General features: G+C 55.1%; 24 protein-coding genes and 1 pseudogene. 15 read left to right on the forward strand and 10 right to left on the reverse strand.

All coding sequences use genetic code 11. From position 1 onward, the window contains the following. Nucleotides 1-83: 83 nt before the first annotated feature. The 8 genes from tcyN to ACU4F7_RS14240 all read right to left on the reverse strand — a co-directional run bounded on the left by tcyN (nucleotide 84) and on the right by ACU4F7_RS14240 (nucleotide 7,923). Nucleotides 84-836, reverse strand: coding sequence for an L-cystine ABC transporter ATP-binding protein TcyN (gene tcyN, locus ACU4F7_RS14205; protein ID WP_481637181.1), 753 nt, complete (start codon nucleotides 834-836; stop codon nucleotides 84-86). Then, nucleotides 833-1,501 (reverse strand): cystine ABC transporter permease, encoded by a 669-nt coding sequence (tcyL, locus tag ACU4F7_RS14210; protein ID WP_029591969.1) that lies wholly within the window; start codon nucleotides 1,499-1,501, stop codon nucleotides 833-835. The genes tcyN and tcyL overlap by 4 nt, the downstream gene beginning before the upstream one ends. A gap of 23 nt (nucleotides 1,502-1,524) precedes the next feature. After that, entirely contained in the window at nucleotides 1,525-2,511 is a 987-nt protein-coding gene (gene dcyD / locus ACU4F7_RS14215; RefSeq protein WP_029591970.1) for a D-cysteine desulfhydrase, read from the reverse strand. A 123-nt stretch (nucleotides 2,512-2,634) separates the two neighbouring features. Beyond that, nucleotides 2,635-3,435, reverse strand: a complete 801-nt coding sequence (gene tcyJ / locus ACU4F7_RS14220) for a cystine ABC transporter substrate-binding protein (RefSeq protein ID WP_029591971.1) — start codon at nucleotides 3,433-3,435, stop codon at nucleotides 2,635-2,637. Between the two features lie 88 nt (nucleotides 3,436-3,523). Beyond that, entirely contained in the window at nucleotides 3,524-4,075 is a 552-nt protein-coding gene (gene fliZ / locus ACU4F7_RS14225; protein ID WP_029591972.1) for a flagella biosynthesis regulatory protein FliZ, read from the reverse strand. A 55-nt stretch (nucleotides 4,076-4,130) separates the two neighbouring features. Continuing rightward, nucleotides 4,131-4,850, reverse strand: a complete 720-nt coding sequence (locus ACU4F7_RS14230; protein WP_024555916.1) for an RNA polymerase sigma factor FliA — start codon at nucleotides 4,848-4,850, stop codon at nucleotides 4,131-4,133. Nucleotides 4,851-5,052: 202 nt separating this feature from the next. Further along, nucleotides 5,053-6,258 (reverse strand): flagellin lysine-N-methylase, encoded by a 1,206-nt coding sequence (gene fliB, locus ACU4F7_RS14235; protein WP_481637182.1) that lies wholly within the window; start codon nucleotides 6,256-6,258, stop codon nucleotides 5,053-5,055. A gap of 78 nt (nucleotides 6,259-6,336) precedes the next feature. Beyond that, the gene (locus ACU4F7_RS14240; protein ID WP_024560465.1) at nucleotides 6,337-7,923 is read right to left on the reverse strand and encodes a flagellin N-terminal helical domain-containing protein; all 1,587 of its coding nucleotides are present in this window, start codon (nucleotides 7,921-7,923) and stop codon (nucleotides 6,337-6,339) included. 255 nt (nucleotides 7,924-8,178) lie between these two features. Between ACU4F7_RS14240 and fliD the strand changes: the two genes are divergently transcribed. The 4 genes from fliD to amyA all read left to right on the forward strand — a co-directional run bounded on the left by fliD (nucleotide 8,179) and on the right by amyA (nucleotide 11,956). After that, nucleotides 8,179-9,591 carry a flagellar filament capping protein FliD gene (fliD, locus tag ACU4F7_RS14245; RefSeq protein WP_481637183.1) on the forward strand — a complete coding sequence of 471 codons (1,413 nt, stop codon included), beginning with the start codon at nucleotides 8,179-8,181 and terminating at the stop codon, nucleotides 9,589-9,591. 15 nt (nucleotides 9,592-9,606) lie between these two features. After that, the gene (fliS, locus tag ACU4F7_RS14250; RefSeq protein ID WP_024560467.1) at nucleotides 9,607-10,014 is read left to right on the forward strand and encodes a flagellar export chaperone FliS; all 408 of its coding nucleotides are present in this window, start codon (nucleotides 9,607-9,609) and stop codon (nucleotides 10,012-10,014) included. Continuing rightward, nucleotides 10,014-10,382, forward strand: a complete 369-nt coding sequence (gene fliT, locus ACU4F7_RS14255; RefSeq protein WP_029591976.1) for a flagella biosynthesis regulatory protein FliT — start codon at nucleotides 10,014-10,016, stop codon at nucleotides 10,380-10,382. The genes fliS and fliT overlap by 1 nt, the downstream gene beginning before the upstream one ends. Before the next feature lie 74 nt (nucleotides 10,383-10,456). After that, nucleotides 10,457-11,956, forward strand: a complete 1,500-nt coding sequence (gene amyA, locus ACU4F7_RS14260; protein WP_481637184.1) for an alpha-amylase — start codon at nucleotides 10,457-10,459, stop codon at nucleotides 11,954-11,956. Between the two features lie 131 nt (nucleotides 11,957-12,087). Here amyA and yedD read toward each other — a convergent pair whose 3' ends face one another. Continuing rightward, nucleotides 12,088-12,501 carry a lipoprotein YedD gene (gene yedD / locus ACU4F7_RS14265; RefSeq protein WP_481637185.1) on the reverse strand — a complete coding sequence of 138 codons (414 nt, stop codon included), beginning with the start codon at nucleotides 12,499-12,501 and terminating at the stop codon, nucleotides 12,088-12,090. Nucleotides 12,502-12,703: 202 nt separating this feature from the next. On the opposite strand from yedD, the gene yedE reads away from it, so the two are divergent. The 5 genes and pseudogenes from yedE to ACU4F7_RS14290 all read left to right on the forward strand — a co-directional run. After that, a complete protein-coding gene (gene yedE, locus ACU4F7_RS14270) occupies nucleotides 12,704-13,918 on the forward strand; it encodes a selenium metabolism membrane protein YedE/FdhT (RefSeq protein WP_481637186.1) in 1,215 nt (404 codons plus the stop codon). Further along, on the forward strand, nucleotides 13,915-14,148 hold the full coding sequence (gene yedF, locus ACU4F7_RS14275; RefSeq protein WP_024555925.1) for a sulfurtransferase-like selenium metabolism protein YedF: 234 nt from the start codon (nucleotides 13,915-13,917) through the stop codon (nucleotides 14,146-14,148). Before yedE ends, yedF begins: the two co-directional genes overlap by 4 nt. Before the next feature lie 78 nt (nucleotides 14,149-14,226). After that, nucleotides 14,227-14,910 carry an SOS response-associated peptidase family protein gene (locus tag ACU4F7_RS14280; RefSeq protein ID WP_481637187.1) on the forward strand — a complete coding sequence of 228 codons (684 nt, stop codon included), beginning with the start codon at nucleotides 14,227-14,229 and terminating at the stop codon, nucleotides 14,908-14,910. A gap of 655 nt (nucleotides 14,911-15,565) precedes the next feature. Beyond that, nucleotides 15,566-16,672, forward strand: coding sequence for an acyltransferase family protein (locus tag ACU4F7_RS14285; protein ID WP_481637188.1), 1,107 nt, complete (start codon nucleotides 15,566-15,568; stop codon nucleotides 16,670-16,672). 247 nt (nucleotides 16,673-16,919) lie between these two features. Next, a pseudogene (locus tag ACU4F7_RS14290) lies at nucleotides 16,920-17,141 on the forward strand (integrase); the annotation flags it as partial. 32 nt (nucleotides 17,142-17,173) lie between these two features. Here the strand turns inward: ACU4F7_RS14290 and fliE are convergent. After that, on the reverse strand, nucleotides 17,174-17,485 hold the full coding sequence (fliE, locus tag ACU4F7_RS14295) for a flagellar hook-basal body complex protein FliE (RefSeq protein WP_481638739.1): 312 nt from the start codon (nucleotides 17,483-17,485) through the stop codon (nucleotides 17,174-17,176). 230 nt (nucleotides 17,486-17,715) lie between these two features. Here fliE and fliF point away from each other — a divergent pair, with 230 nt between their 5' ends. The 6 genes from fliF to ACU4F7_RS14325 are packed head-to-tail and all read left to right on the forward strand — an operon-like array spanning nucleotide 17,716 to nucleotide 24,160. After that, entirely contained in the window at nucleotides 17,716-19,404 is a 1,689-nt protein-coding gene (gene fliF / locus ACU4F7_RS14300) for a flagellar basal-body MS-ring/collar protein FliF (protein WP_481637189.1), read from the forward strand. Continuing rightward, on the forward strand, nucleotides 19,401-20,396 hold the full coding sequence (fliG, locus tag ACU4F7_RS14305; protein WP_024558657.1) for a flagellar motor switch protein FliG: 996 nt from the start codon (nucleotides 19,401-19,403) through the stop codon (nucleotides 20,394-20,396). Before fliF ends, fliG begins: the two co-directional genes overlap by 4 nt. A gap of 52 nt (nucleotides 20,397-20,448) precedes the next feature. Continuing rightward, on the forward strand, nucleotides 20,449-21,093 hold the full coding sequence (gene fliH, locus ACU4F7_RS14310; RefSeq protein WP_414842491.1) for a flagellar assembly protein FliH: 645 nt from the start codon (nucleotides 20,449-20,451) through the stop codon (nucleotides 21,091-21,093). Beyond that, nucleotides 21,093-22,463, forward strand: a complete 1,371-nt coding sequence (gene fliI, locus ACU4F7_RS14315) for a flagellar protein export ATPase FliI (RefSeq protein ID WP_029593214.1) — start codon at nucleotides 21,093-21,095, stop codon at nucleotides 22,461-22,463. Before fliH ends, fliI begins: the two co-directional genes overlap by 1 nt. Before the next feature lie 18 nt (nucleotides 22,464-22,481). Then, nucleotides 22,482-22,925 (forward strand): flagellar export protein FliJ, encoded by a 444-nt coding sequence (gene fliJ, locus ACU4F7_RS14320; RefSeq protein ID WP_024558654.1) that lies wholly within the window; start codon nucleotides 22,482-22,484, stop codon nucleotides 22,923-22,925. Continuing rightward, complete coding sequence (locus tag ACU4F7_RS14325) at nucleotides 22,922-24,160, forward strand: flagellar hook-length control protein FliK (protein ID WP_481637190.1); 1,239 nt, start codon at nucleotides 22,922-22,924, stop codon at nucleotides 24,158-24,160. Before fliJ ends, ACU4F7_RS14325 begins: the two co-directional genes overlap by 4 nt. Nucleotides 24,161-24,261 lie beyond the last annotated feature (101 nt).

Here is a 24,261-nt window from a genome sequence, read left to right on the forward strand (position 1 = left end):
TTTGTCTTCAAGAGAAGAACGCAACGTCGCGGATAACCGACTCGCCTCTCCCCTGCGTCGGGGAGAGGGGCAGAGAAGGCGCATCAGGCGTTCAGGAACTTCTCAAGAAATTGCCGGGTACGCGGCTGTTGCGGGTTAGCGAAGAGTGATTTCGCTGGCCCCTGCTCCACGATGCGTCCCTGGTCCATAAAGATTGCGCGGTCCGCCACGTCGCGGGCGAAGCTCATCTCATGCGTAACGATAACCATGGTGCGTTTCTCTTCGGCAAGCTGTCGAATAGCGTTCAACACCTCCCCCACCAGCTCCGGGTCCAGCGCCGAAGTCGGCTCGTCAAAGAGAATAACGTCCGGGCGCATCGCCAGCGCCCGCGCTATCGCCACGCGCTGCTGCTGCCCGCCGGAGAGATGCTTAGGGTAGCTGGTCTCTTTTCCGGTCAGCCCTACTTTCGCCAGCAATTCACGCGCCCGGGCGGCGGCCTCGGCTTTGGGTTCGCCTTTAACGATAACCGGCCCTTCGATAATATTTTCCAGCACCGTGCGGTGAGGGAAGAGATTAAAGCTCTGGAACACGAACCCGACGTGCTGGCGCAGCCGCCGCACCAGCGCTTTCTGCTGGCTCATCGGCTTCGCGGCGTCGATGAGCATGTCGCCCACTCTGATGGTGCCGCTGTCGGGTTGCTCCAGCAGGTTGATGCTGCGCAGCAGCGTCGTTTTTCCTGAGCCGCTCGGCCCGATAATCGCCACGACCTCGCCCTCTGCGACCTCAAGGTCGATGCCGTGCAGCACCGTCTGGCCGTGGAACGCTTTCACCAGTTTTTTTACTTCAATCGCACTCATTTCGGCTCACGCTCCTGTCGGTTCAGCTGGTTTTCAAAATAGTTTTGCAGCGCGGAGAGCACGGTCGCCATCACCCAGTAAATCAGTGAAGCGGCCAGATACATGGTAAACACTTCCAGCGTGCGCGACGTTATCAACTGCGCCTGACGGAACAGCTCCGGCACCTGAATGGTGGCGGCGAGCGAGGTATCTTTCACCAGGCTGATGAAGCTATTGCTGAGCGGCGGCAGCGCCACGCGGGCCGCCTGCGGCAGAATGGCGCGGCGCAGCGTTTGCCACGGCGTCATGCCGATACTCGCCGCCGCTTCCCACTGCCCTTTATCGATAGAGGAAATCGCCGCGCGCAGCGTCTCCGAGGTATAAGCCGCGGTGTTCAGCGACAGCCCGATCATGGCCGCCGGGATAGGGTCCAGCTCAATGCCAAACTGCGGCAGACCGTAGTAGATCATAAAGAGCTGAGCGATAAGCGGCGTGCCGCGAAAAATCGAAATGTAAAAGCGCGCCAGCCAGGAGACGGGCCAGATGTGGGACAGGCGCATCAGCGCCAGCACAAAACCGAGCACCAGCCCGAAGAACATGCCGCCGATGCTAAGCTGCAGCGTAAAAACGGCGCCCCGCAACAAAAAGGGGGCGGAGTCGAGAACCAGTTGAATACTTTCTTGCATTATATAAATCGCACCCAGAGTTATCAGATATGCGGATGATAAGCGAAAAGCGCCGGCGCGCCGCCTGTATGGACGAAGAGAATCGGTCCGTGGTCTTTAAAGCGTTGCTGTTCAATGCCGTCAATGAGCCCGGCCATCGCTTTCCCGGTATAAACCGGGTCGAGCAGAATGCCTTCAAGGCGCGCCAGCAGTTTTACCGCCTCCATGCCTTCGTCGTTAGGTACGCCGTAAGCCGGGGCGAAATAGTCATCCCATAAAAGGATGTCCGCGCGCGCTTCCAGCTCCAGCGCCTGCGCGACTGCCTGTTGCAGCGCCACGACTTTCGGTTTTTGCTGCTCAACTTTGCGCGATACCGTCACACCAATCAGGTCGACTTCCGGCATCAGTTGCTCCAGCCCCACCGCCAGCCCGGCGTGGGTGCCTGCGCTGCCGGAGGCGACCACCACAGAAGAGAGTTGCACGGCACCTTCGCACTGCTGGGCGATTTCCAGCGCGCTTTCCACATAGCCGAGCGCGCCCAGCGCACTGGAGCCGCCAACCGGGATGACATAAGGACGAAAGCCCTGCGCTTCCACGCGGGTGGCAAGCTCGTTGAGCTGCGCATCCGGATCGGTGAGCGCCGCGCACATCTCAATCTGGGCGTTGAATAAATCCAGCAGCAGGCGGTTGCCGTTGCTGAGGTAGTTTTCAGCGCGCGTACCCATCGGGTTTTCCAGCAGCGCCACGCAGTTAAGCCCAAGCTTCGCCGCCACCGCCGCCGTCTGGCGCACGTGGTTAGACTGAATGGCGCCGGCGGTGATAAGCGTATCCGCGCCTTCGCGCAACGCTTCGGCGGCGAGGAACTCAAGCTTGCGCAGCTTGTTGCCGCCCATCGCCACCGGGGTGACGTCGTCGCGCTTAATGTAGATTTCACGCCCCAGGTAATCAGACAGGCGCGGCAGATACTCAAGCGGCGTGGGCGCGCCAATCAGTTCGAGACGCGCAAAGCGGGTTAAATTTTGCAAAGACATACAGCCTCCGGTTGCCGTTTCAGATATGGCGTAACCTTTTATTATGATTCACCCAGACTGCGCCCGGCAGAATACAATAAAAAAAGGTGCTGAAATCAGCACCTTTTTTCTGCGAAACGTCGCTTATTTGGTTACGTCCGCGCCAAACCACTTCTCAGAAAGCTGCTTGAGCGAGCCATCCTTCTGCATATCGGCGATAGCCTTGTTAACGGCGTTCAGCAAATCTTCGTTGCCTTTACGCAGCGCCACGCCCGCTTCCTGACGCGAGAACGGTTCGCCCGCCGCAGCCAGGGTGTTGTTGGTTTTCTTCACCAGATCCAGCGCCGCCAGACGGTCAACCAGGATGGCGTCGATACGGCCTACGCGCAGATCCTGATATTTGGTCGGGTCATCGTCATAGGTGCGAATATCCACGCCCTGCACGTTCTGGCGCAGCCACTCTTCATAGTTAGTGCCAAGGCCCACGCCCACTTTTTTGCCTTTCAGCGAATCGGCGTTAGTGATGCTGTTCGCGTTCTCTTTTTTCACCAGCGCCTGGATGCCGGAAACGGTATAAGGCGTGGAGAAGTCATATTTTTTCTTACGCTCGTCGGAGATAGTGACCTGGTTTATCACCACATCGATGCGTTTAGAATCAAGCGAAGCAAGCATGCCGTCCCATTTGGTCGGTTTCAGAGAGGCTTTAACGCCAAGATGCTGGGCCAGCTGTTCGGCGAACTCGACTTCAAAACCGGTCAGCTTGCCGTCATCGCCCTGATAGCTGAACGGCGGATAAGTGCCTTCCAGCCCCACCAGCAGCGTGCCGCGCTCTTTAACTTTATTAAGCAGGTTCTCCGCAGCGTAAGTCTTTACGCTCATGCCGGCGACCAGCGCCACCGCCATCACGCCCATCAGCGCTTGCCGACCAAAAGTAGCTAATTTCATATTTCCCCCAGAGAGTCAAAACGTTAAGCCGCAGTGTAAGTAGTTTCGCAGAGAAAGCAAAATCGACTCCGCTACAACTTATTCTTTTTTAATATATATCACATGTCGGATGCGCGGCGGGTTTGTGCGTCTGGGGGAGCGCTTTTTGCGCCAGATACTGAGCGTACTTACGCAGCGCGATGCGGTAGTTGTTCGTGCTGGTGAGCGGCAGCCACATGTCGAGCTGGGCGTCGATGTCGCCCTGCCAGGCCAGTTCCTGCGGCACCTGTTTTTGCGTCAGGTGCGCGCCGAGACGGCGCAGGCGGACAACATATTCACGGATAGTGCCGTGACTCATGTCGGTCTGTTCGAAGAGATACTGCTTGAAGCCGATAATATCGAAATAGTTGCTCTGCTCTTTGCAGTGCAGATCGCCGCAAAAGCGGCAAAGCGCCACCCACTCCTGACGCTCTACCTCCCAGGCTGTTTCGTCCATGAGCGTATCGAGTTGCGCGATGGCTATCTTGTTGACTATCTCGCCCTGGCGGACCAGGGTGATGCGGTCAAGCAGCTTATGGCAGTGCGCGCAGTGGGTTTGCGCGTGTTTGAAATCTTTCAGGTAGCGGCTCAGGGGCCGTCTTTTTAGTTGCTGCACCGTCATGATAACTCCTCATTAAATGCTGTGTGTGGCGTTACCGGCAGGTGAGCAACTCAGGTTATAGCTTCCCCAGCCGGGTGCGCAGACGTTTAATAGCCTGGCTGTGCAGCTGGCTTACCCGCGACTCCCCTACTTCCAGCACCGCGCCAATCTCCTTGAGATTGAGCTCTTCCTGGTAATAGAGCGTCAGCACCAGCTGTTCACGCTCCGGCAGCGATTCGATCGCTTCCATCACGCGATGGCGAAGATTGCTCTCCAACAGCTGTTGCAAGGGGTTTTCATTCTGGTGCTCTTCAGTGACCAGCTCGATGCTGTCGCCATGCTCTTCCCGCCACTCGTCATAGGAGAAAAGCTGGCTGTTATTGGTATCGAGCAGCATCTGCCGGTACTCTTCGAGCGGGATATCCAGGCGCTGCGCCACTTCGGTTTCAGTGGCGTTGCGTCCCAGTTCCTGTTCCAGTTGGCCTATAGCCTGCGCCACTTCGCGCGCGTTACGTCGGACGCTGCGCGGCACCCAGTCGCGGCTGCGCAGTTCATCCAGCATCGCGCCACGAATACGCTGCACTGCGTAAGTGGTAAATGCCGTTCCTTGCAGGGCGTCGTAGCGTTCGACTGCGTTTAGCAGGCCAATACCGCCCGCCTGGAGCAGATCGTCCAGTTCCACGCTCGCCGGCAGCCGCACCTGAAGGCGCAATGCTTCGTGACGCACCAGCGGCACATAACGCTGCCACAGCGAGTGTTTATCCATTACACCTTCAGCGGTATACATTGAATTCACGATAAACAGCCCTGCGTTAATTGAGTTATCGGCACGATTATCCGTTTCTGGAGGACTATCTATCGAATGAATAAAGACACAAAAGGAGGGTTATTTGACTTTTGTTAACCGGGTTGCAGGAAAAAAGACGATACCCAGTAAATTTATTGATAAATTTCAATAAATTAAGAATTTTAACGGCAGGAAAGCCTGCCGTTGATGATTAACCAAGAAGATGGATCATAGAGAGATCGTCACCCGATCTCACGCTTTCGATATGCCCATAAAACGTCTCGGTCAGCGCTTTGTTATGCTGACTTAGCGAATGGAAGCTGTAGACAATATTCACCAGATCGTCGCGCTCTATCGAACCTTTATGCTTCGCGCAAGCCGAAGCCAGAAGTTTAATAAAGTAATATTCGGCTACGATCATATAGAGCGCGCGCAGCGGCGGCACACTCTGATAGTTTGGAAAATTGTTTTGCCAGAACTTATAAAGAATAAAGTTTTTGATGGCAAACCCGCTCTCTTCAAAAGAGGGCAGCACGATTTCTTGCCAGGCGTTTTCAATAGCGGTAATTTTTTCTTCGAGACCCGCATCCTGCTGTGCGAAGAGCGCATGTAATAAGTAATCGATATAATAATTAAGCACGCCGCTGCCACGGGTCGTCGCTTTTTTGCGAAAGAAATCCTGCATTAATAAGACCAACGATACTTTCACTTTTTTATCGGTACTAAGTGCGGCCAACTCTTGTTTCATTTCGCCCGACTGCAACTGACCAGCTAAAACGGCATAGGCGTTTTCAATTTCAACAAGCGAAGCATCATCAATCGTTTCAACTTTCTCAATAAACATAAGAAACTTGATGGTGGCGTAGAGACCGGTTTCGACATCCGTTTCAACAAAATCGATAAGGCTCAGGCAAAACAGGTTGAGAAGCTTGTTTTGTGCAGAGATGGGATTGGCGTTATTGAATTTATCCTGCAAGACGACTCGCTCAGAGAAGCGCATTGCATCAGCATCGCTAAAAATAATCGACGCTACTTCCGGGCAAGAGATATTAAGCGAATGCTGAATCTCCGCTTTATAGACACGATTCGACCGGGGAAACATAGAACAGGTGTGGCTTAATGCCTGGGCTCCCATGCTTTTCTGCACCCGGCATAACCGATCTTCATCGAAATAAGGGCAATTCCCCGTTTGTGGTGAAAACTTCACAATGCCCCAGTCCTGCTGGCTCTTTTTTACTATATCAATACTTTGCTCCGCGATCGTACGGATCGTGAAGTCTTTGCTGGTGGTGTATTTCTTTACCGTCTGCTTATCAAGCGTAATCTGCCAGCCCTTACAGCAATGGTCGCGGCAGGCTCCTCCAGTACAGCTGAAGGAACGCACAAATGCAGGTTCGTTAATCAATATTTCTCTCATTACGCTTGCTCCAGTCGAAAAAAAAGGCAGCTTTCGCTGCCTTGATTATCTTTAACTTCCCAAATTTCAATCGCTGGATTAACGCAGCAGAGAGAGTACGTTCTGGGTAGTTTGGTTAGCCTGAGCCAGAACAGAAGTACCAGCCTGCTGCAGGATCTGCGCGCGAGACATGTTGGAAACTTCAGTCGCGTAATCAGCGTCTTCGATACGGCTACGTGCAGAAGACAGGTTATTTACGGTGTTGCCCAGGTTGGTGATGGTAGAATCCAGACGGTTCTGCACCGCACCCAGGGAGCTACGCAGGGTATCAACCTGCTGCAGCGCTTTGTCGATGGAGCTCAGCGGGTCAACAACAGCTTCTTCGCCCGCAGTCACAGCGCCAGTAGTCTTATTAGCTTCTGCTTTGTAGTAAGAAACTTTACCGTCAGTGCCAGTATTTTTAATGAAGTACTGGGTGGAAGTAGTACCATCTTCGGCCTTCACTTCACGCGCCATCAGGGCATTGGTGCCTTTCAGGGAAGCATTTACAGAAGTCAGGTCAGCGTTAACAGCGGCTTTACCAGCGGTAGTGGAACCCGGCAGAGTCAGCACGTTGTCTTTAGATACTTCTTTAAAGCCTGCACCGCCAGTAGTGTTAGCAGTTGCATCAGCAGTACCCAAAGTTACTGCACCGGTGGTCAGATCGATAGATGCGTTTGCGCCGCTCCAGGATTTAGTACCGTCAGTTACCAGGAAAGTGCCATCATCATCTTTACGGAATACGGTATAGTTTGCCGGGTTAGCAGTGTTGGTTTGTGCTGCAGAAGCAATATCAGACAGCTCAACAACAGTACCGTCGTTGACAAAAGTCGTACCCGCTGCGGCAGTACCAGCTGCGCCAGCGATTGCAGCAGAAGACGTATCGAAGGAAACGGTATTTTTATCCGCATCGTAAGTTGCTGCGTAGTAATCCGTGCCAACTTTAACTGCCAGAGTACCTGCTTTAGTTGCATCAGTTGCGGTAGTCAGAACTTCCAGCGTGCCGCTTGCTGCTTTCGGCGGGAACTGCAAGTTAACGTTAACTGCCGGGGTATTTACTGCATCAACTTTTGCAGCTAATTCAGTAACACCTTTCAGATCTTTGCTGCTGATCTGGTTGGTTACATCCAGTTTATCCAGGCCCAGAGTCTTGGAGGTGATTTCCTGCAGGTCGATTTCGATGGTTTCGCCATCGTTCGCGCCTACCTGGATTTTCATGGTCTGGTCAGAAGCCAGCACTTTCACGCCGTTGAACTGAGTCTGACCGGAAACACGGTCGATTTCGCTCAGGCGCTGTGTAATTTCAGCCTGGATGGATTTCAGGTCGGAATCGGAGTTGGTACCGTTGGTCGCCTGAACTGACAGCTCACGAACACGCTGCAGGTTGTTGTTGATTTCAGACAGAGAACCTTCAGTGGTCTGCGCGATAGAGATACCGTCGTTGGCGTTACGAGAAGCCTGAGTCAGGCCTTTGATGTTCGCGGTGAAACGGTTAGCAATCGCCTGGCCGGCAGCGTCGTCTTTCGCGCTGTTGATACGCAGACCAGAGGAGAGACGCTCAATAGCGGAGCTCAGGGAAGACTGAGATTTGTTCAGGTTGTTCTGGGTCAACAGCGACAGGCTGTTAGTATTGATGACTTGTGCCATGATCTTTTCCTTATCAATTTACATCTTGATGTTGTTGGGCTGTTGCCCACGGTTTCGCACCGTAACCCATGTATCGGCACCTTAAATTCGAACTTTAGAAAATTTTTCACTTCTCCTGAGCTTTTTTCTGCGCAGCGAAATAGCCTCTCTATTAGTCACTATTCGGTCCATTAATTGAATAAATAAACCTCTAAACTTTGTCCTTCTGTTGCCGATACCGTGCTTAACCACTATTTGCACAAAAAGGGATCATGCATGGCTGCTTTTACTTCTTTAGGCGTGGGTTCAAACCTGCCGCTGAGTACGTTGCTGACTAACCTGGAAACCGCGGAGAAAGGCCGACTGACGCCTATCTCTACCCAGCAAAGCAGTTTCTCGGCCAAGCTCACGGCCTACGGCACACTGAAAAGCTCACTTGAAAAGTTCCAGACAGCAAATACGGCATTAAATGACGCCTCTTTATTTAAGAGCACGACGGCGACCAGCAACAGCACAGACTTAACCGTAAGCACCACTGCAGGCGCAGCGGCAGGCACGTATAAGATTAATGTGACCCAGCTGGCGCAAGCGCAATCGGTGCGCACAACAGCAACGGTTACTGATTCAAAAGCGGCGCAAGGCAACAGCAACGAAGAACGGACGCTTATCATCAAGCAAGACAGCAAAGAAAAGCCGTTAGAGATTAAGCTGACTAAGGATCAGACCTCGCTTGAAGGCATTCGCGATGCTATCAACAACGCCAACGGCGGCGTTTCAGCAAGTATTGTTAAGCTCAAAGATAATGATTTCCAGCTGGTGCTGACCTCCAGCGAAACCGGCACCGCCAATAAAATGAGCATTTCGGTTTCCGGCGACGAAACGCTTAACCAGTTTATTAGCTTTAATAACCCGGACGTGACCGGCAGCGGCGTTGAACAAATCGTCGAAGCGAAAGACGCAGAGTTAAGCGTTAACGGCATTAATATTGTCCGCAGCAGCAACACGATTACCGACGCGCCGCAGGGCGTTACCCTGAATCTCAATAAAATCACAAGCGACGTCACGGTTACGGTCAGCAAAAGCAACGATAAAGCGACGGCCGCGATTAAATCCTGGGTCGATGCCTATAACTCACTGGTCGATACCATCGGTTCGGTGACCAAATATACCTCTGTCGATGCCGGGACTGACGCCCAGGACACCAGCAACGGCGCTCTGCTTGGCGATAGCGCGGTACGCACTATTCAGACCGGCATTCGCGCGCAATTTACCGACGTCGGCAACGGGGGCAATTTCCAGACGCTGTCACAGATAGGCATCACACAGGATCCCTCTACCGGCAAGCTGAAAATCGACGACGCCAAATTAAAAACCGCGCTTACTGATAAGTCAGTTGACGTTCAGCAGTTGCTGGTTGGCGATACAAAAACGACTGGCATTACAACCAAAATCGCGACACAGGTAAAAGGTTACCTGGCGGATGATGGCATTATTGATAGCGCACAGGACAGCATCAACTCCACATTGAAGAAACTGACTAAGCAATATCTCTCAGTAAGCCAGAGCATTGAAGACACCATGGCCCGCTATAAGGCGCAATTTACGCAGCTCGATACCATGATGAGCCAGTTAAACAACACCAGTTCTTACCTGTCTCAGCAGTTTGAATCGATGAGCAGCAGTTCGTAATGATAAGAGGTTGATATGTATACCGCGAGCGGTACAAAAGCATATGCTCAGATTGGCGTGGAGAGCGCCGTCATGAGCGCAAGTCCCCATCAGTTAATCACGATGTTGTTTGACGGCGCCATGAGCGCGCTGGTGCGCGCTCGTCTGTTTATGCAACAGGGTGAAACCGTTGCCAAAGGCGAAGCGCTGAGCAAAGCCATCAACATTATCGATAACGGGCTCAAAGCGGGGTTGGATCAAGAGAAAGGCGGAGAGATCGCAGATAACCTTTCCTCTCTTTACGATTACATGATCCGGCGCTTACTGCAGGCGAATTTGCGTAATGACACTCAAGCAATTGAGGAAGTTGAAAATTTACTGACCAATATTGCTGATGCGTGGAAGCAAATTTCTCCAAACCAAACCGTGCAGGAGTCTATTTGATGTCGCCTAATGTGGAGTTTATTAACCGCTGGCAACAGATTGCATTGCTCAGCCAGTCGCTGCTTGAACTTGCGCAGCGAGGTGAATGGGATCTTTTACTGGACCAGGAAGTTGTGTATCTCCAGAGTATCGAAGCAGTTATGGGATCCGAAACTCCACAAGGGCTGCCAAAAAATGTTCAGAGTCTGGTCGCGGGTTATCTCAAGCAGACATTAGAGAATGAAGAGCAGCTTAAGGTCTTGTTAAAACATCGACTGGATGAGCTCAGTTCATTAATCGGCCAATCTTCCCGCCAACAATCTCTTAACCATACCTATGGTCGTCTCTCCGGCATGCTATTAGTACCAGGCGCTCCTTCAGGACGCTAAATAATACGGCTTCGTTTGTAAAATCCGCCATACTCCAGAAGCGAAAACCTGACGGCTTCTGGAGTATGGATAAAATGAAGAACCCCACCCTTCTGCAATGTTTCCACTGGTACTACCCTGAAGGCGGCAAACTTTGGCCGGAGCTGGTTGAGCGCGCGCCTGGCTTTAATGCGCTGGGCATCAATATGGTCTGGCTGCCGCCCGCTTATAAAGGCGCGGACGGCGCGGCCTCGGTTGGTTACGACGCCTACGATCTTTTCGATCTCGGCGAGTTCTCTCAAAAAGGATCGGTGGCGACCAAATATGGCGATAAGGCGCAACTCCTTACGGCTATCAACGCGCTACAGGAAAACGGCATCCTGACGCTGCTGGATGTGGTGGTGAACCATAAAATGGGCGCGGATGAGAAAGAGAGGCTCCACGTCAACCGGGTCAATCAGGATAATCGCAACGACATAGCCGACGAAGCGATTGAATGCGAAGCCTGGACCCGTTTTACGTTTCCCGCCCGCCGCGGCATCCATTCCCGCTTCATCTGGGATCATAAATGTTTTAACGGCGTCGACCATATCGAGAACCCAGACGAAAACGGCATTTTCAAAATCGTTAATGACTATACCGAAGAGGGCTGGACCGATCAGGTTGATGACGAAAACGGCAATTACGACTACCTGATGGGCTGCAACATTGATTACCGCAACCGCGCGGTAGCGGAAGAGATTAAATACTGGGCGCGCTGGGTGATGGAGCAAACGCAGTGCGACGGCTTTCGCCTCGACGCGGTAAAACATATCCCCGCCTGGTTTTATAAAGAATGGATTGAACATGTGCAGGAGGTCGCGTCGAAGCCGCTTTTTATCGTCGCGGAATACTGGTCATACGACGTAGAGAAGCTACGGCAGTATATTGACCAGGTTGCAGGGAAAACCATGCTGTTCGACGCGCCGCTGCTGAAGAATTTCCACGACGCGTCGCTGCAGGGCAGCAGCTATGACATGCGCCAGATTTTCACCGGTACGCTGGTAGAAGCCGATCCCTTCCACGCCGTGACGCTCGTGGCGAACCACGATACCCAGCCGCTACAGGCGCTGGAGGCGCCGGTGGAGCCCTGGTTTAAGCCGCTCGCTTACGCGCTGATCCTGCTGCGTGAGAACGGCGTGCCCTCTGTTTTCTATCCGGATATGTATGGCGCAAGCTATGACGATACCGGCCTCGATGGCGGAACCTACCATATTGACATGGCGGTCGTGGACAAGCTCGACCAGATTATCCTGGCGCGCCAGCGCTTCGCCCATGGCGTGCAGACTCTCTGGTTCGATAATCCCAACTGCATCGCTTTCAGCCGCAGCGGCACCGGCGAAGCCCCCGGTTGCGTGGTGGTGTTGTCCAACGGCGATGCCGGCAAGAAAAGACTTACCCTCGGTGAGAATTACGGCAACAAAATCTGGCGCGATTTTTTAGGCAACCGGCAAGAGCGCGTCATTACGGATGAAGCCGGCGCCGCTGCCTTTACCTGCAACGGCGGCAGCGTCAGTATCTGGGTGATTGCGGATGAAGAGGCGGCAAGCCGGTAAAACCCTTCGTCCCGCGCTTCGTGTCATTCGCATGGCCCAGGGCGGGCAAGCGAAGCGCCTGCCGCCCTTTTAAGAACCCACAACACCACGCGCAAGCCTCTCGCCTGCCAGGCAAGGAGCCGTCAGGACGGTTAAGGCAGGGGTGTTGGCAGCGGGTTCTTCGCAAGGAAATCAGCGCATTCGGCGCTCGGACGGGCCACGCGTTCAAGCGTCATGCCCGCGTATTCCAGCGTTTCGCCTTCACGCTCGATGTCGTAGACCTCTTTTTTCACCGTCACGTTGTAGATATCGCCGCCGCGCTGCATCAGTTTGCCCGGCAGCGCAATCACCCGCTGCCACTGGCGGCAATCGAGCGTATCGCCCTGCGCCGTCACCACCAGGCTCGCTATCGCCTCAGGGCTGACCAGCTCGCTCTGCGGCCCTTTGCTTTGCCAGTAACCCGCCAGACCGGATGGCGCAGGCGTTTTCACAACGGCATTATAATCATTCACTTGCGCGCAGCCGCTCAAACCAAGCCACGCGATTAACAGCATCGTTTTTTTCATTCGATTTCCTCCCTGCGAAGAAAAAAGAGTGTGGCATTAAAGCGTTAAGCCCGCCAGCCTTTCCCCCTCAGGCGGCAAAAATTGATCGAAACGAGGTTTTGTTATTTTTTCGCTGGGCATTGCCGCGGCGCGGAGTACTATCTCGACTCCGTGCGCCTACCGGCGCGTTTTAGTTCCGTCTGAGTTCAGAGGCTAAAATTTCATGTCCTGGCAACATTTCAAACAACACTATCTGATTACGTTTTGGTCCCCTTTTCCGGCGGTTATTGCCGCAGGCATTCTCTCTACTTACTACTTTGGCCTCACCGGCACCTTCTGGGCGGTTACCGGCGAATTTACCCGCTGGGGCGGCCAACTGCTGCAGCTAATGGGCGTGCAGGCGCAAGAATGGGGCTACTTCAAACTTATTCACCTTGAAGGCACCCCGCTTACCCGCATCGATGGCCGGATGATCATCGGCATGTTCGCCGGCTGCTTCGCCGCCGCGCTGTGGGCGAACAACGTGAAGCTGCGCCTGCCGCAGCACCGCATCCGCATTATCCAGGCGGTGGCGGGCGGCATTATCGCAGGCTTCGGCGCGCGGCTGGCTATGGGCTGCAACCTGGCGGCCTTTTTCACCGGTATTCCGCAGTTCTCTCTTCACGCCTGGTTTTTCGCTATTGCGACAGCCATCGGCTCCTGGGCCGGGGCGCGCTTTACGCTGCTGCCGCTGTTTCGCATTCCGGTGAAGCTGCAAAAAGTCTCCAGCGCCTCGCCGCTTACCCAAAACCTTGCTCAGGCGCGCCGTCGCTTTCGCCTCGGCATGCTGGTGTTTATCGGCGCAGTGGGCTGGGCGCTGCTTACCGCCATGGAGATGCCGAAGCTTGGGCTCGCCATGCTTTTTGGCGTTGGTTTTGGGCTGCTGATTGAACGCGCGCAAATTTGTTTTACTTCCGCTTTCCGCGATATGTGGATAACCGGGCGCACCCATATGGCGAAGGCGATAATCTTCGGTATGGCGGCGAGCGCCATCGGCATCTTTAGCTATGTGCAGCTCGGCGCCGAGCCGAAAATCATGTGGGCCGGGCCGAACGCGGTTATCGGCGGCCTGCTGTTCGGCTTTGGCATCGTGCTGGCGGGAGGGTGCGAAACCGGCTGGATGTACCGCGCGGTGGAAGGCCAGGTGCATTACTGGTGGGTGGGGCTTGGCAACGTTATCGGCTCGACGATTCTGGCGTACTTCTGGGACGACCTCTCCCCCGCGCTCGCCACCAGTTGGGACAAAATAAACCTGCTCGCCGCCTTTGGCCCGCTCGGCGGCCTGCTGGTCACCTACCTGCTGCTGCTCGCCGCGCTGCTGTTCGTTATCGGCTGGGAAAAACGCTTTTTTCGCGCCAGCCGCCCTGCTGTTTCTCAAGCCGTTAAGGAGCGCGTATGAAAACCCTCGTGCCTGATTACCGCCTGGATATGGTCGGCGAGCCCTGCCCCTACCCGGCTGTCGCCACCCTTGAGGCGATGCCGCAATTGAAAAAAGGGGAAATCCTCGAGGTCGTGAGCGACTGTCCGCAATCTATTAACAACATTCCGTTAGACGCCCGCAACCATGGCTATACCGTGCTGGATATCCAGCAGGACGGCCCCACCATCCGCTACCTGATTCAGCGTTAACCCGCCGGCCCTGCTTCCCGCAGGGCCGCGCGTTTGTGCCCTATACTTACTCTTTATTAAGGTGTTAAGGGGTAGAGTATGTGTGGACGATTCGCGCAGGCGCAAAGCCGTGAAGATTATCTGGCGACGTTAGGCGACGGCTTCGAGCGAGCCATCCCCTGGGACCCGGAGCCGCTTGCCCACTACAACGTAGCGCCGGGCAGCCGCGTGCTGCTGCTCAGCATGGATGAAGAGGACACCCTGCACCTGGACCCGGTGATATGGGGCTACGCGCCTGAATGGTGGCATAAAGCGCCGCTTATCAACGCGCGAGTGGAAACGGCCGCCCAAAGCCGCATGTTTAAGCCGCTGTGGCAGCATGGCCGGGCCATCGTCTTCGCCGACGGCTGGTATGAATGGCAGCGGGTGGGCGATAAAAAGCAGCCTTATTTTATTTATCGTGAAGATAAAACCCCGCTCTGTCTGGCTGCCATAGGCAAGACGCCCTTTGATGCCGGGAATGAAGCCGAAGGGTTTGTCATCGTCACCGCAGCCGCGGATGAAGGGCTGGTGGATATCCACGACCGCCGTCCGCTGGTGTTAACGCCGCAGGCGGCGCTCGCCTGGCTGCACCCGGATACATCGGCAAACCGCGCGGATGAGCTGGCGCACGAAGGCGCGCTGCCCGCCGACGCTTTCGCCTGGCACCCTGTCACCCGGGCGGTAGGAAATGTGAAAAACCAGGGACCGGAGCTGGTGGAGCCGGTTGATAAAACCCATTAATAATATGTTTGCAGAAGTTGGCGCGAATGCCTTTTGATTGCGCTGCTTTTATTCGCTGCGCAGGTTGTCATCCTCTTTGAGCAACTCAGGCATAGCCTTTCTTAGAGTTGCTCTACCGCCCGGTTCCTTCTCGCATGTTACGTTTGTTTTAGCTTCGGCACTACGTGTGCAATATTGCCTGTAAGCAGGAAAATGCATCCTTTGGCATTACACTCTGCCCGTTTTTTCGGCTTTACTTTACCATTTTGGCTGGTTTTTATTAAAAGCCAGAGTCATTCAGCAATCCAGTATTCCTGTCCCACCTCTTCATGAATCGTTACCGGGACTATGTCAGGTCGATTCAAGGCAGTCCCGCGCAGTTAATTCATTCATGAAAACATATAAATCTTGCGTTCTGTCTGATACCTAATCTGGTGCTAAACAAAGAACCCAGTCAACCACACAAAAAATCAAATAAAAACAATAAATTACCAACCCACATCGCATTAGTGTCAGCAAAGCGATAAGTCTTACATACTATGATTTATAACGAAGCGTGATATTATAAGTAACAGACCACAATCACCTGAAAAAAAAGAAAATGAATAGCGCGCAATCTAATACTCCCCCACGGAAGTTACTACATGTCGACGGGCTAAGAGGAGTAGCCTGCCTGATGGTAGTATTATCACACCTCGCTTTGATATTTTATCCAGGGTTACATGATCCTACGCTGATCAATAATAACAGTATCATCAACTTTATATTCAATAGCCCTCTGTCGTTTATTTACTCAGGAACAGCCGCTGTATATATATTTTTTACTCTCAGCGGGTATATTTTAACTCATGCTTTTCTTAGTAGTGGCGATATACTGAATAATGCTACCACCATGACGACAAAACGTTATTTTAGATTAGCAATCCCCGCCACGGCATCGTGTATTTTTTGCTGGTTAGTGCTATCAAACGCAACTCCCGGCAGGGAGTTGCTTTCAGCATGGATTCAATCATATACAGTAGCGTCTCCCTCTTTTTTAAACGCACTTTATTCTGGGGCTGTTAGCGCTTTTTTTGGAGATGGCTCTGCTTATAATCCTGTGCTATGGACAATGAAGATTGAACTACTGGGTTCTTTCTTAACTTATTTTATTTGTTTAGTCCTTATAAGAGCACCCAATAAGGGCTTGATAATTTTATTGTTCTGCATAATGTTCTTTTTTTCAAGCCTGCCTCAAAAAGAAAAATATGGGTACATTGCCTTTCTATTAGGGTCCTTTATTCACTTTTCAGGATTAAACCTCAGGAAAGGAGTGGCGCTGATATTGATGCTAGCCGGGTTGTATTTAGGTGGGGTGCATTATGGTTCCAGGCCTTATATTTATGCAATCTACTACACAAGATTTTATATAAACGGCGAAGAGTCAAACGCTTATATATTATATAATTTTATTTCTGGCGTTCTGATCACATTAGCAATACTAACCAACAACTCGTTGAAAATGTTCTTCGCTAAAAAACCGTTTGTTTATATGGGAAAAGTCTCTTTTAGCGTCTACCTTTTCCATTTACCCTTTTTCCTGATAATAGCTACAGGAATATTTAATGCTATATATAACGCAGGCTATAGCTATCACGAAAGTGCAATAACAGCATCGATTCTTTCGATAGTCACTATCTATGCTGTAGCAAACTTAATTTTTAAAGCAGTAGATAACCCATCCATGCGGATCTCAAGCATATTAGCTAAGTTTTTATTTAAAACGCCAACGAGAATTTTATAGCGGCGCCTACGAATTTTAGATAAAAAAGGTGGCCAGCGAATCAGAAGCTGGTCACCTTAAAATGTGCAACTCACATTATAAATAATTAATAGAGCGGATATCGGCAATCTGCTGATGAACATTACTGCTAACACGGTGCGCCATTGCTCGTAACGTCTTTCCAGTGTCGGGAGAAAGCAAACTTGCTTGCGCAGTGGCTTAAGACGAGGATACTTCTGCGGAAGAGGCGCCGCGCTGGCTGCATGACAAAAAAGCTTACCAGTCACGACATACCTATGCTTGCTGGTCGTTGGCTGCTGGAGCTAACCCTAATTTTATCGCCAGCCAGATGGGACATGCAAATGCCCAGATGGTCTATCAGGTTTATGGATCCTGGATGGCTGAGAACAATACGGAGCAGGTGGCAATGCTGAACCAGAAATTATCTGACTATGCCCCACCGATGCCCCATGCAATAGGATCTGAGTAGATTAGGTAATATATTTCAGAAACTTATTGCCGCTAAACCTGCATGTTCATAATATCCTGGTACGCTGCGACCAGCTTGTTGCGCACCTGAATTCCCATCTGCAGCGACACGGACGATTTCTGCAAATCCACCATCACGTCATTGAGCGCCACGCCCGGTTTGCCTAAGGCGAAATTTTCCGCCTGCGTGCGCGCCGCGCTTTGCGTTTCGCTGATGCGGCCGAGCGCCGCCTGAAGTTCGCCGGCAAAGCTTACGCCCTGCGGGCCTTGCGTCGCTTCGTTGTGTGCGGTCAGCGCGGTTGCCTGCAACTGCTGGAGCACGCCTTCAATGCCCTGAATGGCCATCGTCTTCCCCATAGGATTTATCTGAATGCCGGCAAGCGTAACACTTTGTCAATAAGATAAAGGCGCTAAATAGCTGCAAAAAACCCGGCTAATTGGCCCATAGAAAATTCTGTAAACGCAAATAATGACATCGCCATCATTGTGGAACTTTTGTCGTGCTTGCCGACCCGGGAGTCCGTTTTGCTTCATTACACGTCTTATTCTGTTAACGCTGAGCCGCGAGGTGAGCAATGACTGCTGACACCGCTCAAACGCCACAAAATAAAGCCGGCGAATGGCTGAACCGCTTACGCGCTAACCCTAAAATCCCGTTGATGGTGGCTGCCGCCGCTGCAGTGGCGATTATCGTCGCCATGGTGCTGTGGGCGAAAAGCCCTGACTACCGTGTGCTTTACAGTAACCTGAGCGACCAGGATGGCGGCGCCATCGTCACTCAGTTGACCCAGATGAATGTCCCCTACCGTTTCTCTGATAACGGTAGCGCTATTATGGTGCCGGCTGAAAACGTTCACGAACTGCGCCTGCGTCTTGCCCAACAGGGCCTGCCGAAAGGCGGCGCCGTGGGCTTTGAGCTGCTCGATCAGGAAAAATTCGGCATCAGCCAGTTCAGCGAGCAGGTCAATTACCAGCGCGCGCTGGAAGGCGAACTCGCCCGCACTATCGAAACCTTAGGCCCGGTAAAGAGCGCCCGCGTGCACCTCGCCATGCCTAAACCTTCGCTTTTTGTACGCGAACAAAAAGCGCCTTCCGCTTCCGTTACCCTGACCCTGGAACCAGGCCGCGCGCTTGACGAGGGACAGATAAGCGCCGTAGTGCATATGGTTTCCAGCGCGGTAGCCGGACTGCCGCCGGGCAACGTCACGCTTGTGGATCAGGGCGGGCATCTGCTGACCCAGTCCAACACCGCCGGTCGCGACCTCAACGACGCGCAGCTTAAGTTTGCAAACGACGTTGAAAGCCGTATCCAGCGCCGTATCGAAGCTATCCTCGGACCGATTGTCGGCAACGGCAACGTGCATGCCCAGGTTACCGCCCAGCTCGATTTCGCCAATAAAGAGCAGACCGAAGAGCAATACCACCCGAACGGCGATCCGTCGCAGGCGGCCGTACGCTCTCGCCAGCTCAATACCAGCGAGCAGATTGGTGGCGCCTACCCGGGCGGCGTGCCGGGGGCGCTCTCTAACCAGCCTGCTCCGGCGAATAACGCGCCGATTGATGCGCCGCAACAGCAGAACAACGCGCAGGCGAACGGCCAGAACAATCAGCAGCGCACGCAGACGACCAGCGCGGCAAATAGCGGCCCGCGCAGTAGCCAGCATGACGAAACCACTAACTATGAAGTGGACCGCACGATCCGCCACACCAAAATGAATGTGGGCGACATCCAGCGTCTCTCTGTCGCCGTAGTGGTGAACTACCGTCAGTTGGCGGATGGCAAACCGCTGCCGTTGACGGCCGACCAGCTTAAGCAGATTGAAGACCTGACGCGCGAAGCGATGGGCTTCTCTGAGAAGCGTGGCGACACCCTCAACGTGGTTAACTCGCCGTTTACCGCAACGGATGAAACGGGTGGCGAGCTGCCGTTCTGGCAACAGCAAGCGTTTATCGACCAGATGCTGTCCGCAGGTCGCTGGCTGCTGGTCCTGATTGTCGCCTGGCTGCTGTGGCGCAAAGCGGTGCGTCCGCAAATCCAGCGCCGCGCCGAAGCGGCCAAAGCGGTACAGGAGATGGAGCAGCAGCGTAAAGAGATGGAAGAAGCGGTGGAAGTTCATCTCAGCAAAGACGAGCAGAGCCAGCAACGCCGCGCTAACCAGCGTCTGAGCGCCGAGGTAATGAGCCAGCGCATCCGCGAAATGTCCGATAACGATCCGCGCGTAGTGGCGCTGGTTATCCGCCAATGGATGAGTAACGAACTATGAGTAACCTGACCGGAACCGAAAAAAGCGCCATTCTGCTGATGACCATTGGCGAAGACCGCGCGGCGGAAGTGTTCAAGCACCTCGCCCCGCGCGAAGTGCAGCACCTCAGCGCGGCGATGGCGAACTTATCGCAGATCTCCAACAAGCAGTTAACGGAAGTGCTGGCGGAGTTTGAGCAAGAGGCGGAGCAGTTCGCCGCGCTCAGCGTCAACGCCAACGACTACCTGCGCTCGGTCCTGGTCAAAGCGCTGGGCGAAGAGCGCGCGGCGAGCCTGCTCGAAGATATCCTCGATACCAAAGAGACCACCAGCGGTATCGAAACGCTCAACTTTATGGAGCCGCAGAGCGCCGCCGACCTTATTCGCGACGAGCACCCGCAGATCATCGCCACCATTCTTGTGCACCTCAAGCGTTCGCAGGCGGCGGATATTCTCGCGCTGTTCGACGAACGTCTGCGCCACGACGTGATGCTGCGTATCGCCACCTTCGGCGGCGTACAGCCTGCGGCGCTGGCGGAGCTTACCGAAGTGCTCAACAACCTGCTCGACGGTCAGAACCTCAAGCGCAGCAAGATGGGCGGCGTGAGAACCGCGGCGGAAATTATCAACCTGATGAAAACCCAGCAGGAAGAGGCGGTTATTACGGCGGTGCGCGAATTCGACGGCGAACTGGCGCAGAAAATTATCGACGAGATGTTCCTGTTCGAAAACCTGGTGGAAGTGGACGACCGCTCCATCCAGCGCCTGCTGCAGGAAGTGGAGTCGGAATCTCTGCTTATCGCCCTCAAAGGCGCCGAGCAGCCGCTGCGCGAAAAATTCCTGCGCAACATGTCGCAGCGTGCGGCCGACATTCTGCGCGACGACCTCGCCAACCGTGGCCCGGTACGTCTGTCGCAGGTAGAAAACGAACAGAAAGCCATTCTGCTTATTGTCCGTCGCCTGGCGGAAACCGGCGAGATGGTCATTGGCAGCGGCGAGGACACCTATGTCTAATCAGCTTCCCTGGAAACTGTGGATGCCGGACGATCTGCTGCCTCCCGCCAGTATGAGGGAGTTGACGAGCTTCGCTGAAGCCGACGAGACGTCTGCCGTCGACAACGAGCTTATGCAGGAGCAGCAGCGTCAGCAGGCGCTGGCAGCGGTGCAGATGCAAGCGCATGAGCAAGGCTACAACGCGGGCCTCGCCGAAGGCCGTCAGCAGGGCTTTGAGCAGGGCCGCCAGGAAGGATACGCCAAAGGGATGGAACAGGGCCTTCAGGAGGCGCGCCAGCAGCAGGCGCCTCACCATGCCCGCATGCAGCAGTTGGTCAGCGAATTCCAGTACACGCTGGACGCGCTTGATAGCGTTATCGCCTCGCGTCTGATGCAGATGGCGCTGGAAGCCGCTCGTCAGGTTATCGGTCATACGGCCAGCGTAGATAATAATGCGCTCATCAAGCAGATCCAGACGCTGCTGCAGCAGGAGCCGCTGTTCAGCGGCAAGCCGCAGCTGCGCGTGCACCCGGATGATTTACAGCGCGTCGAAGAGATGCTGGGCGCGACCCTCAGCCTGCACGGCTGGCGGCTGCGCGGCGATCCGACGCTGCATCCCGGCGGCTGCAAAGTGTCGGCTGACGAAGGCGATCTCGACGCCAGCGTGGCGACGCGCTGGCAGGAGCTTTGCCGTCTCGCCGCGCCTGGGGTGCTCTGATGACCGCCCGCCTCACCCGCTGGCTCAACGCCCTCGATAACTTTGAGGCGCGCATGGCGCAACTGCCGCCGGTGCGCCGCTATGGCCGCCTCACCCGCGCCACCGGGTTGGTGCTGGAAGCGACCGGGCTGCAACTTCCGCTCGGCGCCACCTGCATCATCGAACGACAGGATGGCAGCCAGCTGCAGGAAGTGGAAAGCGAAGTCGTTGGCTTTAACGGTCAACGTCTTTTTCTTATGCCGCTGGAAGAAGTGGAAGGCATTTTACCCGGCGCGCGCGTTTACGCCCGCACCGGTAACGGCGACGGCCTGCAAAGCGGCAAGCAGCTGCCGCTCGGCCCGGCGCTGCTGGGGCGCGTGCTGGATGGTGCGGGCAAACCGCTCGACGGCCTCCCCTCCCCGGACACCGACGCCACGGGCGCGCTTATCACGCCGCACTTCAACCCGCTGCAGCGCACGCCGATTGAAGATGTGCTTGATGTCGGGGTACGCCCCATCAACGCCCTGCTGACCGTAGGCCGCGGCCAGCGTATGGGCCTGTTCGCCGGTTCCGGCGTGGGTAAATCGGTGCTGCTTGGCATGATGGCGCGCTACACCCAGGCGGATGTGATTGTCGTTGGGCTGATAGGCGAGCGCGGCCGCGAAGTAAAAGATTTTATTGAGAATATTCTCGGCGCCGAAGGGCGCGCCCGCTCGGTGGTGATTGCCGCGCCAGCGGACGTTTCCCCGCTGCTGCGTATGCAGGGCGCGGCTTACGCCACGCGCATCGCAGAGGATTTTCGCGATCGCGGCCAGCATGTGCTGCTGATTATGGACTCCCTTACCCGCTACGCCATGGCGCAGCGTGAGATTGCGCTGGCCATCGGCGAGCCGCCTGCGACCAAAGGCTATCCGCCTTCGGTGTTCGCCAAGCTGCCCGCGCTGGTTGAGCGCGCCGGCAACGGTATTTCCGGCGGCGGCTCCATTACCGCGTTTTATACCGTGCTGACCGAAGGCGACGACCAGCAGGATCCGATCGCCGACTCGGCGCGCGCCATCCTGGATGGCCACATCGTGCTGTCGCGCCGCCTCGCCGAAGCGGGCCACTACCCGGCTATCGACATCGAGGCCTCCATCAGTCGCGCCATGACCGCGCTGATTACCGAGCAGCATTACGCGCGGGTTCGCACGTTTAAACAATTGCTTTCCAGCTTCCAGCGCAACCGCGACCTGGTGAGCGTGGGCGCCTACGCCAAAGGCAGCGACCCACAGCTTGACCGCGCGATTGCGCTCTGGCCGCAGCTCGAAGCTTTCCTGCAGCAGGGCATTTATGAACGCTCAGGCGTGGAAGACGCCCTGCAGGCGCTGGAGCTGATTTTCCCGACGGTATGATGAACAAGGGAGACGGTAATGAAACAAAACGGAGCGCTCAACACGCTTAAGGAACTGGCGGAAAAAGAGGTAGAAAACGCGGCGCTGCGCCTTGGCGAGATGCGGCGCGGCTGCAAGCAGGCGGAAGATCAGCTCACCATGCTGATGAACTACCAGCTTGAGTACAGCAACAGCCTGAACCAGAACATGAGCCAGGGCATCGCCAGCAACCGCTGGCAGAACTACCAACAGTTTATTCTGACGCTGGAGAAAGCCATTGAGCAGCACCGCCAACAGCTCAACCAGTGGAACAGTAAAGTCGAGCAAGCGCTGAACTTCTGGCGCGAGAAAAAACAGCGGCTTCAGGCGTGGGAAACCCTGCAGGCGCGGCAGAGCAGCGCCGCGTTGCTGGCGGAAAACCGCCTTGATCAAAAAAAGATGGATGAATTTGCCCAGCGGGCATCAATGAGGAAAGGCGAATGATTACGTTGCCCACCGTTGCACTTACTGGCGACGCCGACGCGGCCACTGCGGCATCCGGCGCGAAAGGCGGCGACGCCGCACAGGATTTTCTGGCGTTGTTAGGGGAGCGTCTGAGCGGTGAGCTGCCGCTTGCCGACGGCAAAACCCTTACGCTTGCGCAGCTGACTGCGCAGGCGAAAACGCCGCTTGCAGCGGGTCTCGACGCCTCGACGCAGCCTGCGGATGTGAGCCTGGAAAGCCTGATGGCGAAGCTTCTGCCCGGCGGCGCAACCGACGAGACCGCCGCGTTGACCGAAGGCAAAACCCTGAGCGCGCTTCAGAAAAGCGGCGAAAACGATGTCGCAAAGCCGCTCAGCGATGCCGATCTCAGCGCGCTGAGCGCCCTGTTCGCCATGCTGCCGCAAACGCCGGCGCTCCAGCAGGCGGCGAAAGCCTCAACCGAAGCGCAGGATAACGCCATTACCCTTAACGCCGCCGCGCTCAACGCCGCGCAGCTCACGCTGCCTGCCGCTACGCCTGCGAACAGCAATGCTAAGGCCGAGGTAAAAGCGGATACCGCTAAAGCTGACGGCAACCGCGATGCGCGCATCGACCCGCTGAACCTGAGCGCCGCCAGCGCCGACGCGGTAAAAACGGCGACGGCGAATGCCGTAGCGCCTGTACAGAACAGTGAAAAAAGCGTTAACGACGGCAACAGCACGCATGCGCTTACCGCGCTTAGCCACGCTTCCGCCGTCGCGCTGAACAGCGCGACCCAGACACCAGGCGCAGCGACCGCCAGCTCGGCCCCGCAGGTCACCGCACCGCTCGGCACGCCCGCCTGGGAGCAGTCGGTAAGCCAGCATGTAACGCTCTTTACCCGTCAGGGCCAGCAGAGCGCCGAGCTGCGCCTGCATCCTGAAGATCTGGGCGCGGTGCAAATCAGCCTGAAGATTGACGACAATACGGCGCAGCTGCAGATGGTTTCGCCGCACAGCCATGTCCGCGCGGCGCTGGAAGCGGCGTTGCCGACCCTGCGCGCGCAGCTGGCGGAAAACGGCATTCAGCTTGGCCAGAGCAGCATTAGCAGCGACAGTTCCGCCGCCGGTCAACAGCAGGCGAACCAGCAGCAACAGCAGGGTTCCGGCTCCCGCGGCGGCTTTAGCTTTAGCGGCGCGGAAGAGGACGCCGTCGCGGCGCCCGTTAGCCTGCAATCCGCCGCGCGCGGCAACAATGCGGTCGATATCTTTGCCTAACGCAAAAGGTAGCGGGAATAAACACGTCTTTTCCTGGCTTTGACTTTAGGCAAGGTCAGGATAATTAGCTCATAAGCCGTACCGATACAGGAAACCTGAGT

The sequence above is a fragment of the Franconibacter pulveris genome (genome assembly GCF_056780215.1).

Coding starts and splice junctions, on each gene's coding strand:
- fliF (WP_481637189.1), top strand. CDS start 17,716: ATGACTGCTGACACCGCTCAAACGCCACAAAATAAAGCCGGCGAATGG.
- fliS (WP_024560467.1), top strand. CDS start 9,607: ATGTATACCGCGAGCGGTACAAAAGCATATGCTCAGATTGGCGTGGAG.
- tcyJ (WP_029591971.1), bottom strand. CDS start 3,435: ATGAAATTAGCTACTTTTGGTCGGCAAGCGCTGATGGGCGTGATGGCG.
- yedE (WP_481637186.1), top strand. CDS start 12,704: ATGTCCTGGCAACATTTCAAACAACACTATCTGATTACGTTTTGGTCC.
- ACU4F7_RS14280 (WP_481637187.1), top strand. CDS start 14,227: ATGTGTGGACGATTCGCGCAGGCGCAAAGCCGTGAAGATTATCTGGCG.
- fliG (WP_024558657.1), top strand. CDS start 19,401: ATGAGTAACCTGACCGGAACCGAAAAAAGCGCCATTCTGCTGATGACC.
- yedD (WP_481637185.1), bottom strand. CDS start 12,501: ATGAAAAAAACGATGCTGTTAATCGCGTGGCTTGGTTTGAGCGGCTGC.
- yedF (WP_024555925.1), top strand. CDS start 13,915: ATGAAAACCCTCGTGCCTGATTACCGCCTGGATATGGTCGGCGAGCCC.
- tcyN (WP_481637181.1), bottom strand. CDS start 836: ATGAGTGCGATTGAAGTAAAAAAACTGGTGAAAGCGTTCCACGGCCAG.
- tcyL (WP_029591969.1), bottom strand. CDS start 1,501: ATGCAAGAAAGTATTCAACTGGTTCTCGACTCCGCCCCCTTTTTGTTG.
- fliE (WP_481638739.1), bottom strand. CDS start 17,485: ATGGCCATTCAGGGCATTGAAGGCGTGCTCCAGCAGTTGCAGGCAACC.
- fliB (WP_481637182.1), bottom strand. CDS start 6,258: ATGAGAGAAATATTGATTAACGAACCTGCATTTGTGCGTTCCTTCAGC.
- ACU4F7_RS14325 (WP_481637190.1), top strand. CDS start 22,922: ATGATTACGTTGCCCACCGTTGCACTTACTGGCGACGCCGACGCGGCC.
- ACU4F7_RS14285 (WP_481637188.1), top strand. CDS start 15,566: ATGGTAGTATTATCACACCTCGCTTTGATATTTTATCCAGGGTTACAT.
- fliD (WP_481637183.1), top strand. CDS start 8,179: ATGGCTGCTTTTACTTCTTTAGGCGTGGGTTCAAACCTGCCGCTGAGT.
- dcyD (WP_029591970.1), bottom strand. CDS start 2,511: ATGTCTTTGCAAAATTTAACCCGCTTTGCGCGTCTCGAACTGATTGGC.
- fliJ (WP_024558654.1), top strand. CDS start 22,482: ATGAAACAAAACGGAGCGCTCAACACGCTTAAGGAACTGGCGGAAAAA.
- ACU4F7_RS14240 (WP_024560465.1), bottom strand. CDS start 7,923: ATGGCACAAGTCATCAATACTAACAGCCTGTCGCTGTTGACCCAGAAC.
- fliH (WP_414842491.1), top strand. CDS start 20,449: ATGAGGGAGTTGACGAGCTTCGCTGAAGCCGACGAGACGTCTGCCGTC.
- fliI (WP_029593214.1), top strand. CDS start 21,093: ATGACCGCCCGCCTCACCCGCTGGCTCAACGCCCTCGATAACTTTGAG.
- fliZ (WP_029591972.1), bottom strand. CDS start 4,075: ATGACGGTGCAGCAACTAAAAAGACGGCCCCTGAGCCGCTACCTGAAA.
- amyA (WP_481637184.1), top strand. CDS start 10,457: ATGAAGAACCCCACCCTTCTGCAATGTTTCCACTGGTACTACCCTGAA.
- fliT (WP_029591976.1), top strand. CDS start 10,014: ATGTCGCCTAATGTGGAGTTTATTAACCGCTGGCAACAGATTGCATTG.